We start from the raw sequence: 14,287 nt of genomic DNA, 5'->3' as shown, positions 1-14,287 counted from the left end.
TCAATAAGTTGGAGTCATTACCCTGTCGACGATACACTTTTATACATGGAAGATGTCGAGAACAACAATCCATTAATATAATGATAATTAAACTAACAGTCCGGTGTCTTCCCCCCAGCACCGGATAAGCTGGCATGAGTGCCAAACCTGGTTTTGGGGAAACGTTTTGGCGAGAGTTTTGGGGTAGGAATTTTACAGGTATAAAAAAACGGGAACCTCTCGGCTCCCGTTCTCATACAACCCAGAATGTGGATTACATGTTTTCGATGATCGCGTCACCAAACTCAGAACATTTCAGCAGCTTAGCGCCATCCATCAGACGTTCGAAGTCATAGGTTACGGTTTTCGCGTTGATCGCACCGCTCATACCTTTAACGATCAGGTCGGCTGCTTCTACCCAACCCATGTGGCGCAGCATCATTTCAGCAGACAGAATGATAGAACCAGGGTTCACTTTATCCTGACCCGCATACTTCGGTGCAGTACCGTGGGTGGCTTCGAACAGTGCACATTCGTCACCGATGTTTGCACCCGGCGCGATACCGATACCGCCAACCTGCGCTGCCAGGGCATCAGAGATGTAGTCACCGTTCAGGTTCATACAGGCGATAACATCATACTCTGCCGGACGCAGCAGGATCTGCTGCAGGAACGCATCGGCGATAACGTCCTTAACAACGATCTCTTTCCCGGTTTTCGGGTTCTTGATTTTCACCCACGGGCCGCCGTCGATCAGTTCACCACCAAACTCTTCACGCGCTAACTGGTAACCCCAGTCTTTGAACGCGCCTTCGGTGAACTTCATGATGTTACCTTTATGTACCAGGGCAACAGAATCACGATCGTTGGCGATGGCGTATTCAATCGCCGCACGCACCAGACGTTTTGTCCCGTCTTCGGAACACGGTTTGATACCGATACCGCAATGTTCCGGGAAGCGAATTTTCTTCACGCCCATCTCTTCGCGCAGGAATTTAATCACTTTCTCTGCATCAGCAGAGTCGGCTTTCCACTCGATACCGGCGTAGATGTCTTCAGAGTTTTCACGGAAGATGACCATGTCGGTCAGTTCAGGATGTTTAACCGGGCTTGGGGTGCCCTGGTAGTAACGAACCGGACGCAGGCACACGTACAGGTCAAGTTCCTGACGCAGTGCAACGTTCAGTGAGCGAATACCGCCGCCAACTGGGGTAGTCAGTGGGCCTTTAATAGCAACACGGTAGTCACGAATCAGATCAAGGGTTTCAGCAGGCAGCCAGACGTCCTGGCCGTAGACCTGAGTGGATTTCTCGCCGGTGTAGATTTCCATCCAGGAGATTTTACGCTCGCCTTTATAGGCTTTCTCGACAGCAGCATCGACAACTTTGATCATCGGTGGGGTTACATCAACGCCGATACCGTCGCCTTCAATGAACGGGATAATCGGATTTTCAGGAACGTTGAGTTTGCCGTTTTGCAGGGTGATCTTCTTACCTTCCGCCGGAACAACTACTTTGCTTTCCATTCACCTCTCCTTCGAGCGCTTCTGGTTCTGCTCGTCTGTCATCACGCTGCATGTGCATTTGCGTCCTGCTACACGGATGCGTTAGAGCAACTTTTTGTTAATGATTTGTAATGAGCGTGTCAATACTACCCTATTGTTCGCCGCCATGAAAGACACTCGTTCTTAGGCTATAATGCGGCAATTGATATAATCTGAAAATACCATGCAAAAAACTTCTTTTAGAAATCACCGGGTTGAGCGATTCAGCTCACGACAAGTCACTAAACAGCGTAAAGAAAACCAGCCAAAACGCGTGGTTTTGTTCAATAAACCCTACGATGTTTTGCCACAATTTACTGACGAAGCGGGTCGCAGCACGTTAAAAGATTTTATTCCCGTACAGGGCGTCTATGCTGCGGGGCGCCTGGACAGGGATAGCGAAGGCCTGTTGGTACTGACCAATGACGGTGCATTACAGGCCCGATTGACGCAGCCGGGTAAGCGCACCGGAAAAATTTATTACGTACAGGTCGAAGGAGAGCCGACGCCAGAGGCGCTGGATGCCCTGCGCAATGGCGTGACGCTCAATGATGGCCCAACGTTGCCGGCAGGCGTTGAGGTTGTTGCCGAACCTGACTGGCTGTGGCCGCGAAATCCACCGATTCGCGAGCGCAAAAGCATTCCCACCCGTTGGTTGAAAATCACGTTGTATGAGGGGCGTAACCGTCAGGTGAGACGCATGACGGCGCATGTGGGTTTCCCCACGCTGCGGTTAATTCGCTATGCCATGGGTGATTACACGCTGGATAATCTCGCCAACGGCGAATGGCGTGAGCTGCAGCCGTAGCATCCATTTTTAACGCAACTATTAACAGGGAAGAACACGGCATATGGATAAACGGATCGTTGCAGCGCTCATGTTGTGCGGAGTTTCACCATTTTGTTATGCAAAACAGGACTGTGAAACGCTCGCCGGGATCGCGGCGGGAGAGGCAAATTATCTTTACGCCACTGCCAACGTCAGCGCTGACTCTCGTCTGCATTTCTACTCTGCACCGGCCAGCGGATGCCAGCTCCCGGCGTTTTTGGTCAATAGCGACACTGTAGAGGTACTCAGAAGTTCGCAGCGTTATGAAAGCACAGGCATGCTGTCCAAAGACGAACCTTTTCGTTACGTCCGCTACCGGGGCGCAAACGGCACTTTCGCTACCGGTTGGGTTACCGCCGACGGACTCACGCCGTTAGCTAACCCGCTTCCTGTTAGCCCTGCCTGCCAGACATGGGCCAATAAAGCGATGTCACAACGCGAAAAAATGCCCCCCGCCACCAGCAACCATTATCAGGTCATCGGCAGCTCGCGCGCTGGATTCTATTCAATGCCAAATGCACAGTGTCACAACAGTTCCGTGTTCCTGGTTCCCGGCAACGTGGTTTCTGCTCAGGAAGAGTCCAAAGACGATTTTATTGAGGTGGTCTATTACACCGCCGATCGTCATAGCGTGCGCGGCTGGTTGAAAAAATCACAGCTGCAACCTTTAAACAGCGGTGACCGCTATCGCGACGACATCAATCCACTCTCTACAGATACAGCCACGCGGGTCGCCACTCTCAGTTTGCGTTATGACTATCAATGTGTTTTTTATGAGAGCTGGAATGCGAAAAACGCGATTGAAATCATCGTGCGCGAAGACCACCAAACCGAATTTTGCCGGGGTGCCGCCGATCCACAAACCTCCCCTCCGGTGGCCTATATCAGTATCGATAAAACCACGGGCGAGATCAGCTGGCCAGATGTGTCTGAAGGCTTTAAAGAAGAATAAGAGGTGAACCATGTTCAAACCGCACGTCACCGTCGCCTGCATTGTGCATGCTGAGGATAAGTTTTTAGTCGTTGAGGAAACCATCAACGGCAAAGCGTTATGGAACCAGCCTGCCGGGCATCTGGAAGCGGACGAAACTCTGGTACAAGCCGCTGCACGCGAACTGTGGGAAGAAACCGGCATCACCGCGCAGCCGCAGCATTTTATTCGCATGCATCAATGGATAGCCCCGGACAGAACCCCGTTCTTGCGTTTTCTGTTTTCTATTGAGCTTGCCAATATGTGCGCTACTGATCCGCATGACAACGATATAGATTGCTGTCGTTGGGTCAGCGCTGAAGCGATTTTATCTGCACCGAACCTGCGTTCGCCGCTGGTTGCTGAGAGCATTCGCTGTTATCAGAGCGGGCAACGGTATCCGCTGGCAATGATCGGAGAATTTAACTGGCCGTTTACAGAGGGTGTCAAGTAAAGGGCTGCGTGATAGAATATGCCGCCTTTAAGTTCAATGTCGTGAGTATTCCTATGTCTGAAAGCCCAAAAAAAGTGATCGTCGGCATGTCCGGCGGTGTCGATTCCTCCGTTTCTGCCTGGCTGTTGCAACAACAGGGTTATCAGGTTGAAGGCCTGTTCATGAAGAACTGGGAAGAGGACGACGGTGAGGAATACTGTACCGCTGCTGCCGATCTTGCAGATGCGCAGGCAGTCTGCGACAAACTCGGCATTGAACTGCATACCGTTAACTTTGCCGCAGAATACTGGGACAACGTCTTTGAGTTGTTCCTTGAAGAGTACAAAGCGGGTCGTACGCCAAACCCGGATATTCTGTGCAACAAAGAAATTAAGTTTAAAGCCTTCCTCGAATTTGCCGCTGAAGATTTAGGTGCCGATTTCATCGCCACCGGTCACTACGTGCGCCGCGCGGACGTCGACGGCAAAAGCCGCCTGCTGCGTGGACTCGACGGCAATAAAGACCAAAGCTATTTCCTCTATACGCTCGGTCACGAGCAGATCGCCCAAAGCTTGTTCCCGGTCGGTGAACTGGAAAAACCGCAGGTGCGCAAAATCGCCGAAGATCTGGGCCTGATTACCGCGAAGAAAAAAGACTCCACCGGCATCTGCTTTATTGGTGAACGTAAATTCCGCGAGTTCCTTGGCCGTTACCTTCCGGCTCAGCCAGGAAAAATCATCACCGTGGATGGCGAAGAAATCGGCCAGCACCAGGGGCTGATGTATCACACTCTGGGCCAACGTAAAGGTCTGGGTATCGGCGGAACCAAAGAAGGGACCGAGGATCCATGGTATGTGGTCGATAAGGACGTTGAGAACAACATTCTGGTTGTCGCTCAGGGTCACGATCACCCGCGTCTGATGTCCGTTGGCCTGATCGCGCAACAGCTGCACTGGGTCGATCGCGAACCCTTCTCCGGCACAATGCGCTGTACGGTGAAAACCCGCTATCGTCAGACCGATATTCCGTGCACCGTTAAGTCGCTGGATGACGAACGTATTGAAGTGATTTTTGACGAGCCGGTTGCGGCGGTGACGCCAGGTCAGTCGGCCGTCTTTTACCGCGGCGAAGTGTGCCTCGGTGGCGGAATTATCGAGCAGCGCCTGCCTCTGCCGGTATAATTTATCTACATATCTAATACAAGGAAGCAGTGAACGTGGCAAAGAATTATTATGACATCACCCTCGCTCTGGCAGGCATTTGCCAGTCGGCTCGCCTGGTGCAACAACTGGCACACCAGGGGCACTGTGATGCCGATGCACTACACGTTTCACTCAACAGTGTTATTGATATGAATCCCAATTCTACTCTGGGCGTGTTTGGTGGCAGTGAAGCCAATCTGCGTCTGGGCCTTGAAACGCTGCTCGGTGTACTGAACGCCAGCAGTCGTCAGGGACTGAACGCGGAACTCACCCGCTATACCCTGAGCCTGATGGTGCTGGAGCGAAAGCTGTCGGCCGCCAAGGGCGCAATGGACACGCTGGGGGACCGTATTAATGGCCTGCAGCGCCAGCTAGACCATTTCGATTTGCAGTCAGAAACGTTAATGAGCGCAATGGCGGGCATTTATGTTGACGTCATCAGCCCGCTCGGCCCACGTATTCAGGTCACGGGATCCCCAGCTATCCTCCAGAGCCCGCAGGTTCAGGCCAAAGTCCGTGCGTCGCTTCTGGCTGGCATTCGTGCTGCCGTACTCTGGCACCAGGTCGGTGGCGGTCGTCTGCAACTCATGTTTTCTCGTAATCGCCTGAACACTCAGGCAAAACAAATTCTTGCTCATTTAACCCCGGAGTTGTGATCTATGGAATTATCCTCACTGACCGCCGTTTCCCCTGTCGATGGACGCTACGGCGATAAAGTCAGCGCGCTGCGCGGGATTTTCAGCGAATACGGTTTGCTGAAATTCCGTGTACAGGTTGAAGTACGCTGGCTGCAAAAACTGGCCGCGCACGCAGCGATCAAGGAAGTTCCTGCTTTTGCTGCCGACGCAATCGGTTTCCTTGATACGATCGTCGCTAACTTCAATGAAGAAGATGCCGCGCGCATCAAAACCATTGAACGCACGACCAACCACGATGTGAAGGCCGTTGAGTATTTCCTGAAAGAAAAAGTCGCTGATATCCCGGAACTGCACGCTGTTTCCGAGTTTATCCACTTCGCCTGTACCTCAGAAGATATCAACAACCTGTCTCATGCGCTGATGCTGAAAACCGCCCGCGATGAAGTGATCCTGCCATACTGGCGCAAGCTTATCGATGCGGTAAAAGACCTGTCCGTGCAGTATCGTGACATTCCCCTGCTCTCCCGTACGCACGGCCAGCCGGCAACACCCTCTACGTTGGGCAAAGAAATGGCTAACGTGGCATACCGTATGGAGCGCCAGTATCGCCAGCTAAACCAGGTAGAAATTCTCGGTAAAATCAACGGTGCCGTCGGTAACTATAACGCCCACATCGCCGCTTACCCTGAAGTTGACTGGCATCAGTTCAGTGAAGAATTCGTCACTTCGCTGGGTATTCAGTGGAACCCGTACACCACGCAGATTGAGCCGCACGACTACATTGCTGAGCTGTTCGATTGCGTCGCGCGTTTTAACACCATCCTGATCGATTTTGACCGCGACGTCTGGGGCTATGTGGCGCTGAACCACTTCAAACAGAAAACCATTGCCGGTGAAATTGGTTCTTCCACCATGCCGCACAAGGTTAACCCTATCGACTTCGAAAACTCCGAAGGCAACCTGGGCCTGTCTAATGCGGTACTGCAGCACCTGGCAAGCAAACTGCCGGTTTCCCGCTGGCAGCGTGACCTGACGGATTCTACCGTTCTGCGTAACCTGGGCGTGGGAATTGGCTACGCGTTGATCGCGTATCAGTCCACACTGAAGGGTGTGAGCAAACTGGAAGTAAACCGCGATCATCTGCTGGATGAACTGGACCATAACTGGGAAGTGCTGGCCGAGCCGATTCAGACCGTTATGCGTCGTTACGGCATTGAAAAACCGTACGAGAAGCTGAAAGAGCTGACCCGCGGCAAGCGCGTTGACGCCGAAGGCATGAAGCAGTTTATCGACGGACTGGCCCTGCCAGAAGACGAGAAAACGCGCCTGAAAGCGATGACGCCAGCCAACTATATTGGTCGCGCCATCACCATGGTTGATGAGTTGAAGTAATCAATCCTGCGCCAGATGGCGCTCACGCTTATCTGGCCTACATTTATCCCGCGTAGGCCAGATGTGGCGTTCATGCCACCTTCCGACATTCCCCTCGGTTTATTAAATGTTTATCCCCACAGCCACATAATCAGCGTTAAACTATTCATACCGTCAATTTAGGGAGAAACGAAGATGCGCGTACTGGTTGTTGAGGATAATGCCTTATTACGTCACCACCTGAAGGTTCAGTTACAGGATGCAGGCCACCAGGTTGATGATGCTGAGGATGCAAAGGAAGCAGATTATTACCTTAACGAACATCTGCCAGATATTGCGATCGTCGACTTAGGTCTGCCCGATGAAGATGGCTTGTCACTGATCCGCCGCTGGCGCAGCAATGACGTTTCGCTCCCCATTCTGGTGTTGACCGCCCGCGAAGGCTGGCAGGATAAAGTGGAAGTGCTCAGCGCTGGGGCTGATGACTACGTGACAAAACCTTTCCATATTGAAGAGGTGGTCGCCCGCATGCAGGCACTGATGCGCCGCAATAGCGGCCTGGCCTCGCAAATTATCTCGCTGCCGCCTTTTCAGGTTGACCTTTCCCGCCGCGAATTATCAGTGAATGATGAGGTTATCAAACTCACCGCGTTTGAATACACCATCATGGAAACGCTGATCCGCAATAACGGCAAAGTGGTCAGCAAAGACTCACTGATGCTACAACTTTATCCGGATGCAGAACTGCGTGAAAGCCACACCATCGATGTACTGATGGGACGTCTGCGCAAAAAAATTCAGGCGCAATATCCGGATGACGTGATCACCACCGTACGTGGACAGGGCTACCTCTTCGAACTGCGCTAATGAACAAATTATTGCGTCATTTTCTCCCGTTATCGCTGCGTGTACGCTTTTTGCTGGCGACCGCTGGCGTTGTCCTTGTGCTTTCACTGGCCTATGGTATGGTCGCGCTGGTGGGTTACAGCGTAAGCTTTGATAAGACCACATTTCGTCTTCTGCGCGGTGAAAGTAACTTGTTTTACACCCTCGCGAAATGGGAAGACGGCAAGCTCCAGGTCGAACTGCCTGAACATCTCGATATGCAAAGCCCCACCATGTCGCTGATCTACGATGAAAATGGCAAATTGTTGTGGGCACAACGCGATGTCCCCTGGCTGACGCACAGTATTCAGCCGGACTGGTTAAAAACGAATGGTTTTCATGAAATAGAAGCCGATGTCGATGCCACCAGCACGTTACTGCGCGAAGATCACTCCGCGCAACAGCAGCTTAAAGAAGTCAGAGAAGATGATAACGATGCCGAAATGACCCACTCGGTGGCGGTAAACGTCTACCCTGAGACCGCCCGCATGCCTCAGCTTACCATTGTCGTTGTCGACACTATCCCCATTGAGCTCAAGCGCTCGTATATGGTCTGGAGCTGGTTTATCTATGTATTGGTCGCCAACTTGCTGCTCGTGATCCCGCTGCTATGGGTCGCCGCCTGGTGGAGTTTACGGCCTATCGAGTCACTGGCGCGTGAGGTCCGAGAACTTGAGGAGCATCACCGTGAGATGCTCAATCCCGCCACCACGCGGGAACTAACTAGCCTGGTACGTAACCTCAACCGACTGCTGAAAAGTGAGCGTGAGCGTTACGATAAATACCGCACGACCTTAACCGATCTCACCCATAGCCTGAAAACACCGCTGGCGGTATTGCAAAGCACGCTACGCTCGATGCGCAATGAAAAGATGAGCGTAACGGATGCCGAACCCGTGATGCTGGAACAAATTAGCCGCATTTCCCAGCAAATTGGCTACTACCTGCATCGCGCCAGCATGCGCGGTGGTAACGCCCTGCTCAGCCGCGAACTGCACCCGGTTGCCCCTTTGCTGGATAAGCTAACCTCCGCCCTCAATAAGGTGTATCAGCGTAAAGGCGTCACTATTAGTCTCGATATCTCACCCGAAATCAGTTTCGTCGGCGAGCAGAATGATTTTGTCGAGGTCATGGGTAACGTGCTGGATAACGCCTGTAAATACTGTCTGGAGTTCGTCGAGATCTCCGCTCACCTGTCCGACGATCGCCTACATATTCTGGTGGAAGATGACGGTCCAGGCATTCCACAAGCCAAGCGCGAAGTGGTTTTTGATCGCGGCCAGCGTGTGGATACCTTACGCCCCGGGCAAGGCGTGGGGCTGGCGGTAGCTCGCGAAATTACCGAGCAGTATGACGGGCAAATTATCGCAGGCGATAGCCTGTTAGGCGGCGCGCGCATGGAGGTCATTTTTGGCCGTCAGCACCCGGGGCATAAAGACGAGTAAGTTGTTTGTAATATTTATGTACCGGGATCACTTATCCGGTTAAGCATCCGTTATAATCGGAGCAACCAACAGTCTGCGGATGCGCATTATGGAATACCAATTAAACCTCAACTGGCCCGACTTTCTCGAACGCCACTGGCAAAAGCGCCCGGTGGTCTTAAAGCGTGGTTTTACAAACTTTATCGATCCGCTTTCCCCTGATGAACTGGCCGGACTGGCGATGGAAAGTGAAGTCGACAGCCGACTGGTCAGCCATCAGGACGGTAAATGGCAGGTGAGCCACGGTCCATTCGAAAGCTATGACCATCTCGGCGAGAACAACTGGTCGCTGCTGGTCCAGGCCGTCAACCACTGGCACGAACCGACCGCCGCGCTGATGCGTCCGTTTCGCGAATTACCGGACTGGCGTATTGATGACCTGATGATCTCCTTTTCCGTGCCCGGCGGCGGCGTTGGCCCGCACCTGGATCAGTACGATGTGTTTATCATTCAAGGCACCGGTCGTCGTCGCTGGCGCGTAGGCGAAAAACTCCAGCTAAAACAACACTGCCCGCACCCGGATCTGCTGCAGGTTGATCCGTTCGAGGCCATCATTGATGAGGAGCTGGAGCCGGGTGATATTCTGTATATCCCGCCAGGATTCCCGCACGAAGGCTACGCGCTGGAAAACGCGATGAACTATTCTGTCGGTTTCCGCGCCCCGAACGCCCGGGAGTTAATCAGCGGATTCGCCGATTACGTTCTGCAACGTGAGCTGGGCAGCACCTATTACAGCGACCCGGACCTGCCGCCGCGCGACCATCCGGCGGATGTTCTGCCACAAGAAATGGATAAACTGCGTGAAATGATGCTGGGGCTGATTAATCAACCTGAACATTTCAAACAGTGGTTTGGTGAGTTTATTTCCCAGTCGCGTCATGAGCTGGATGTCGCCCCGCCGGAGCCACCTTATCAGCCCGACGAAATCTACGACGCGCTGAAACAAGGGGATGTGCTGGTACGTCTGGGCGGATTACGCGTTATCCGTGTCGGCGACGAGGTTTACGTCAACGGTGAAAAAATTAACTCACCGCATCGCCCTGCCCTCGAGGCGCTGGCCAGCCATATTGTGCTGACAGCCGAGAACTTTGAAGATGCGCTGGAAGATCCGTCTTTCCTCGCCATGCTGGCCGCGCTGGTTAACAGCGGATACTGGTTCTTCGAAGGGTAAATTAGTAGTGACTGCGCCGGATGGCGCTTCGCTTATCCGGCCCACGGAATGAGGTATCTGTAGGCCGGATAAGGCGCAAGCCACCATCCGGCCTCTACACACTCTTTATTTTTGTTTCGCGGCCAATTCGGCAATACGCACGATCACCTGCACAGCTTTTTCCATTCCTTCCAGCGTCACAAACTCATGTTTACCATGATAGTTGTAGCCGCCGGTGAACAGATTCGGGCACGGTAATCCCATAAACGACAGCTGCGCACCGTCAGTGCCGCCACGAATAGGTTTCAGCACAGGCTCAATGTCGCAATCACGCATCGCCTGCTGGGCAATATCCAGCACGTGGGGGTGCTCAATCACTTTCTCGCGCATATTGTAATAGCTATCTTCAATCACCAGTTCGATATAGCAGTCCGGGTGTAACCCTTTGCCAACCTTTTTGGCGATCTCCATAATTTTACGTTTGCGCGCTTCAAACTGTTTACGGTCAAAATCACGGATAATGTAGTGCATGTCCGCCCGGTCAACGGTGCCTTTCATACTCGCCAGATGGTAAAAACCTTCGTAACCTTCGGTCGTTTCCGGGCTTTCATCTGCCGGAACCTCTGCGTGGATACGAGCAGCCAGCGATAGCGCATTCACCATCACCCCTTTTGCGGTACCAGGGTGCACATTGTTACCAACGATTTTGATATTGACCGACGCCGCGTTGAAGTTTTCAAACTCCAGTTCACCCACGCCACCCCCATCAACGGTGTAAGCCCACTTCGCATCAAATGCGGCGACGTCAAAGTGCTTCGCCCCTTTACCCACCTCTTCGTCGGGCGTAAAGGCCACACGAATATCGCCATGGGGAATGTTTTTATGCTTCAACACAGCCAGCGCGGTCATGATCTCCGCCACTCCGGCTTTGTCGTCCGCACCCAGCAGGGTTTTACCGTCGGTGGTGATCAACGTTTGTCCCAAAAGTTGATGTAACACCGGGAACATCACCAGCGACAGAACTTCGTCACCAATGCCTAACGCAATATCGCCCCCACGGTAGTTTTCAACAATTTGCGGGTTGACGTTTTTACCCGTGAAATCCGGTGAGGTATCGACATGAGAAATAAAGCCAATCGCGGGAATATCACCGGCAACGTTTGCGGGTAACGTTGCCATCAGTGTTCCCTTCTCACTTAATGAAACGTTAACCAGCCCCATTTCTTCAAGCTGTTGTTTGAGCAGCTGTAATAGCTTCCACTGCCCCTCAGTGCTGGGTACCTGCCGCACACCCGATTTAGACTGAGTGTCCAGCGACACGTAGTGTAAAAAACGCTCAAGTAGTTTATCCATGCAGTCACCCTCACTTTTCGTGACAACATTATCAATAAGCAAGAAAAGACAAATATTGCGTCAGGTCATTTTTATCCCCGCAAGTGAGAATATTTGTCTCTGACACCCCTTCTGACTATAAGGGTAAGTCAGTAATTCGCAACAAGGATTGGCGATTACAATGGTTTGCCGTAGAATAATCGCCCTCATTAAGAGTCATCAAGGTGGTTAACCACAAACCCCGCAGCGGTCAGCCATCCGTTGCGTTTACATGGGACAGAGTAAAAAATTGAATAAACAACCGCGTTCGCTTTCTCCACTGGTGCAATTAGCGGGAATTCGCAAAAGTTTCGATGGCAAAGAGGTGATTTCCGACCTGGATTTGACCATCAACAATGGCGAATTTCTCACGCTGCTCGGCCCCTCTGGCTGCGGTAAAACAACCGTTCTTCGCCTGATTGCGGGTCTTGAAACGGTTGATTCCGGTCATATCATGCTGGACAACCAGGATATCACTCACGTACCTGCGGAAAACCGCTACGTGAACACCGTATTCCAAAGTTATGCGTTATTCCCCCACATGACCGTGTTCGAGAATGTGGCCTTCGGTTTGCGCATGCAAAAGACCCCGACTGCCGACATTCAACCTCGCGTCACCGAAGCCTTGCGCATGGTGCAACTGGAAGAGTTTGCCCAGCGTAAACCCCATCAACTCTCCGGTGGACAGCAGCAGCGTGTGGCAATTGCCCGTGCAGTGGTCAACAAACCTCGTTTGCTATTGTTAGATGAATCGCTCTCCGCGCTGGACTACAAACTGCGCAAGCAGATGCAGAACGAACTGAAAGCACTGCAGCGTAAGCTCGGTATCACCTTTGTCTTTGTCACTCACGATCAAGAAGAAGCGCTGACCATGTCAGACCGTATCGTGGTGATGCGTGACGGCAAAATTGAGCAGGACGGCACGCCGCGAGAAATTTACGAAGAGCCTAAAAATCTGTTCGTCGCCGGGTTTATCGGTGAGATCAATATGTTCAACGCGACGGTTATTGAACGTCTGGATGAACAACGCGTTCGTGCTAACGTTGAAGGTCGAGAGTGCAACATTTACGTGAATTTCGGCGTTACGCCGGGACAAAAACTGCATGTTTTGCTGCGTCCGGAAGATCTGCGCGTAGATGAGATCAACGATGACAACCACATCGAAGGACTTATCGGCTACGTGCGTGAGCGCAACTACAAAGGCATGACGCTGGAGTCGGTTGTCGAACTGGAAAATGGCAAGATGGTGATGGTTAGCGAATTCTTCAACGAAGACGATCCTGACTTCGATCACTCTCTGGACCAGAAAATGGCCATTAACTGGGTAGAAAGTTGGGAGGTCGTACTGGCTGATGAAGAACACAAGTAAATTCCAGAGTGTGGTGATCGTCACCATTGTCGGTTGGCTTGTGTTATTTGTCTTCCTGCCCAACCTGATGATCATTGGCACCAGCTTTTTGACCCGTGACGATGCGAATTTCGTCAAAATGGTCTTTACGCTGGAAAACTATGCTCGCCTGCTCGATCCGCTCTACTTTGAGGTGTTGATTCACTCCCTCAATATGGCGCTGATTGCCACGTTCGCCTGCCTGGTGCTCGGCTATCCATTTGCCTGGTTTTTGGTAAAACTGCCGGAAAAAGTGCGTCCACTGCTGCTGTTCCTGCTGATTGTTCCGTTCTGGACCAACTCGCTTATTCGCATCTATGGACTCAAAATTTTCCTCAGTACCAAAGGCTATCTCAACGAGTTTCTGCTGTGGCTCGGGGTCATTGATACCCCCATTCGCATTATGTTCACCCCCAGCGCGGTCATTATCGGCCTCGTTTACATCCTGCTGCCGTTTATGGTTATGCCGCTTTATTCCAGCATTGAGAAACTCGATAAGCCGCTACTGGAAGCCGCGCGCGATCTGGGTGCCAGCAAATTTCAGACCTTCACCCGCATCATCATTCCGCTGACCATGCCGGGAATTATCGCCGGTTGCCTGCTGGTGATGCTGCCAGCCATGGGGTTATTTTACGTGTCTGATCTAATGGGCGGCGCGAAAAACCTGCTTATTGGTAACGTGATAAAAGTTCAGTTCCTGAACATTCGTGACTGGCCGTTTGGTGCCGCCACCAGCATTACCCTGACCATCGTGATGGGACTGATGTTATTAGTTTACTGGCGCGCCTCCCGCTTGCTGAATAAGAAGGTTAGCGACATAGACAGTTAGTTTATATTATTCAATAGGTTAACTTGCTTTTGGCATGCTTTTTACCTTCAAGTAAACTGCATGCCAAACTCTGTAAAATCATATAGTTGCACATGAGTTTTGGAGAACAATTTTTCGCTAATTATCCTGCTGATGATATTTGCCTACGATGGCATCTGCGGATTCTCACATCACCAGTCATCAAACTCCGCTTTCCTGGCATCATTAATGATGTAC

The 14,287-nt window shown here is 51.9% G+C and carries 13 protein-coding genes; 11 read left to right on the top strand and 2 right to left on the bottom strand.

The features are described from left to right. Positions 1 to 253: 253 nt before the first annotated feature. Entirely contained in the window at positions 254 to 1,504 is a 1,251-nt protein-coding gene (gene icd / locus FDW95_RS12645; RefSeq protein WP_137363520.1) for an NADP-dependent isocitrate dehydrogenase, read from the bottom strand. 202 nt (positions 1,505 to 1,706) lie between these two features. Between icd and rluE the strand changes: the two genes are divergently transcribed. The 9 genes from rluE (at position 1,707) to roxA (ending at position 10,505) form a co-directional block, all read left to right on the top strand. Beyond that, on the top strand, positions 1,707 to 2,330 hold the full coding sequence (rluE, locus tag FDW95_RS12640) for a 23S rRNA pseudouridine(2457) synthase RluE (protein WP_096757397.1): 624 nt from the start codon (positions 1,707 to 1,709) through the stop codon (positions 2,328 to 2,330). Between the two features lie 43 nt (positions 2,331 to 2,373). Then, positions 2,374 to 3,303: a hypothetical protein gene (locus FDW95_RS12635; protein ID WP_115258717.1), complete on the top strand. Its 930-nt coding sequence runs from the start codon at positions 2,374 to 2,376 to the stop codon at positions 3,301 to 3,303. Between the two features lie 10 nt (positions 3,304 to 3,313). Then, the gene (locus FDW95_RS12630) at positions 3,314 to 3,775 is read left to right on the top strand and encodes an NUDIX hydrolase (protein WP_115258718.1); all 462 of its coding nucleotides are present in this window, start codon (positions 3,314 to 3,316) and stop codon (positions 3,773 to 3,775) included. Positions 3,776 to 3,828: 53 nt separating this feature from the next. Then, on the top strand, positions 3,829 to 4,935 hold the full coding sequence (gene mnmA / locus FDW95_RS12625) for a tRNA 2-thiouridine(34) synthase MnmA (RefSeq protein WP_096757400.1): 1,107 nt from the start codon (positions 3,829 to 3,831) through the stop codon (positions 4,933 to 4,935). A 35-nt stretch (positions 4,936 to 4,970) separates the two neighbouring features. Then, positions 4,971 to 5,612, top strand: a complete 642-nt coding sequence (gene hflD / locus FDW95_RS12620) for a high frequency lysogenization protein HflD (protein ID WP_115259959.1) — start codon at positions 4,971 to 4,973, stop codon at positions 5,610 to 5,612. 3 nt (positions 5,613 to 5,615) lie between these two features. Beyond that, positions 5,616 to 6,986, top strand: a complete 1,371-nt coding sequence (gene purB, locus FDW95_RS12615; protein WP_096757401.1) for an adenylosuccinate lyase — start codon at positions 5,616 to 5,618, stop codon at positions 6,984 to 6,986. Between the two features lie 174 nt (positions 6,987 to 7,160). Continuing rightward, entirely contained in the window at positions 7,161 to 7,832 is a 672-nt protein-coding gene (gene phoP / locus FDW95_RS12610) for a two-component system response regulator PhoP (RefSeq protein ID WP_096757402.1), read from the top strand. After that, on the top strand, positions 7,832 to 9,295 hold the full coding sequence (gene phoQ / locus FDW95_RS12605) for a two-component system sensor histidine kinase PhoQ (RefSeq protein WP_096757403.1): 1,464 nt from the start codon (positions 7,832 to 7,834) through the stop codon (positions 9,293 to 9,295). The genes phoP and phoQ overlap by 1 nt, the downstream gene beginning before the upstream one ends. Before the next feature lie 88 nt (positions 9,296 to 9,383). Beyond that, positions 9,384 to 10,505: a [50S ribosomal protein L16]-arginine 3-hydroxylase gene (roxA, locus tag FDW95_RS12600; RefSeq protein WP_096757404.1), complete on the top strand. Its 1,122-nt coding sequence runs from the start codon at positions 9,384 to 9,386 to the stop codon at positions 10,503 to 10,505. Positions 10,506 to 10,610: 105 nt separating this feature from the next. On the opposite strand, the gene pepT is transcribed toward roxA, so the two are convergent. Beyond that, a complete protein-coding gene (gene pepT, locus FDW95_RS12595) occupies positions 10,611 to 11,837 on the bottom strand; it encodes a peptidase T (RefSeq protein WP_115258719.1) in 1,227 nt (408 codons plus the stop codon). A gap of 250 nt (positions 11,838 to 12,087) precedes the next feature. Between pepT and potA the strand changes: the two genes are divergently transcribed. Both potA and potB read left to right on the top strand, forming a co-directional pair. Then, entirely contained in the window at positions 12,088 to 13,224 is a 1,137-nt protein-coding gene (potA, locus tag FDW95_RS12590; protein WP_115258720.1) for a spermidine/putrescine ABC transporter ATP-binding protein PotA, read from the top strand. After that, positions 13,208 to 14,071, top strand: coding sequence for a spermidine/putrescine ABC transporter permease PotB (gene potB / locus FDW95_RS12585; protein WP_115258721.1), 864 nt, complete (start codon positions 13,208 to 13,210; stop codon positions 14,069 to 14,071). Before potA ends, potB begins: the two co-directional genes overlap by 17 nt. Positions 14,072 to 14,287: the final 216 nt, after the last annotated feature.

The sequence above is a fragment of the Citrobacter sp. wls718 genome (genome assembly GCF_005280945.1).
Classification (GTDB): Bacteria; Pseudomonadota; Gammaproteobacteria; order Enterobacterales; family Enterobacteriaceae; genus Citrobacter; species Citrobacter gillenii.
The sequence above is the reverse complement of the archived record's forward strand: the minus strand, read 5'-3'. Positions and strand labels throughout refer to the sequence as shown.

What these genes read in the sequence shown, in the direction of transcription:
- icd (WP_137363520.1), bottom strand. Translation starts at nt 1,504, where the DNA reads ATGGAAAGCAAAGTAGTTGTTCCGGCGGAAGGTAAGAAGATCACCCTG.
- rluE (WP_096757397.1), top strand. Translation starts at nt 1,707, where the DNA reads ATGCAAAAAACTTCTTTTAGAAATCACCGGGTTGAGCGATTCAGCTCA.
- FDW95_RS12635 (WP_115258717.1), top strand. Translation starts at nt 2,374, where the DNA reads ATGGATAAACGGATCGTTGCAGCGCTCATGTTGTGCGGAGTTTCACCA.
- FDW95_RS12630 (WP_115258718.1), top strand. Translation starts at nt 3,314, where the DNA reads ATGTTCAAACCGCACGTCACCGTCGCCTGCATTGTGCATGCTGAGGAT.
- mnmA (WP_096757400.1), top strand. Translation starts at nt 3,829, where the DNA reads ATGTCTGAAAGCCCAAAAAAAGTGATCGTCGGCATGTCCGGCGGTGTC.
- purB (WP_096757401.1), top strand. Translation starts at nt 5,616, where the DNA reads ATGGAATTATCCTCACTGACCGCCGTTTCCCCTGTCGATGGACGCTAC.
- phoP (WP_096757402.1), top strand. Translation starts at nt 7,161, where the DNA reads ATGCGCGTACTGGTTGTTGAGGATAATGCCTTATTACGTCACCACCTG.
- phoQ (WP_096757403.1), top strand. Translation starts at nt 7,832, where the DNA reads ATGAACAAATTATTGCGTCATTTTCTCCCGTTATCGCTGCGTGTACGC.
- roxA (WP_096757404.1), top strand. Translation starts at nt 9,384, where the DNA reads ATGGAATACCAATTAAACCTCAACTGGCCCGACTTTCTCGAACGCCAC.
- pepT (WP_115258719.1), bottom strand. Translation starts at nt 11,837, where the DNA reads ATGGATAAACTACTTGAGCGTTTTTTACACTACGTGTCGCTGGACACT.
- potA (WP_115258720.1), top strand. Translation starts at nt 12,088, where the DNA reads ATGGGACAGAGTAAAAAATTGAATAAACAACCGCGTTCGCTTTCTCCA.
- potB (WP_115258721.1), top strand. Translation starts at nt 13,208, where the DNA reads ATGAAGAACACAAGTAAATTCCAGAGTGTGGTGATCGTCACCATTGTC.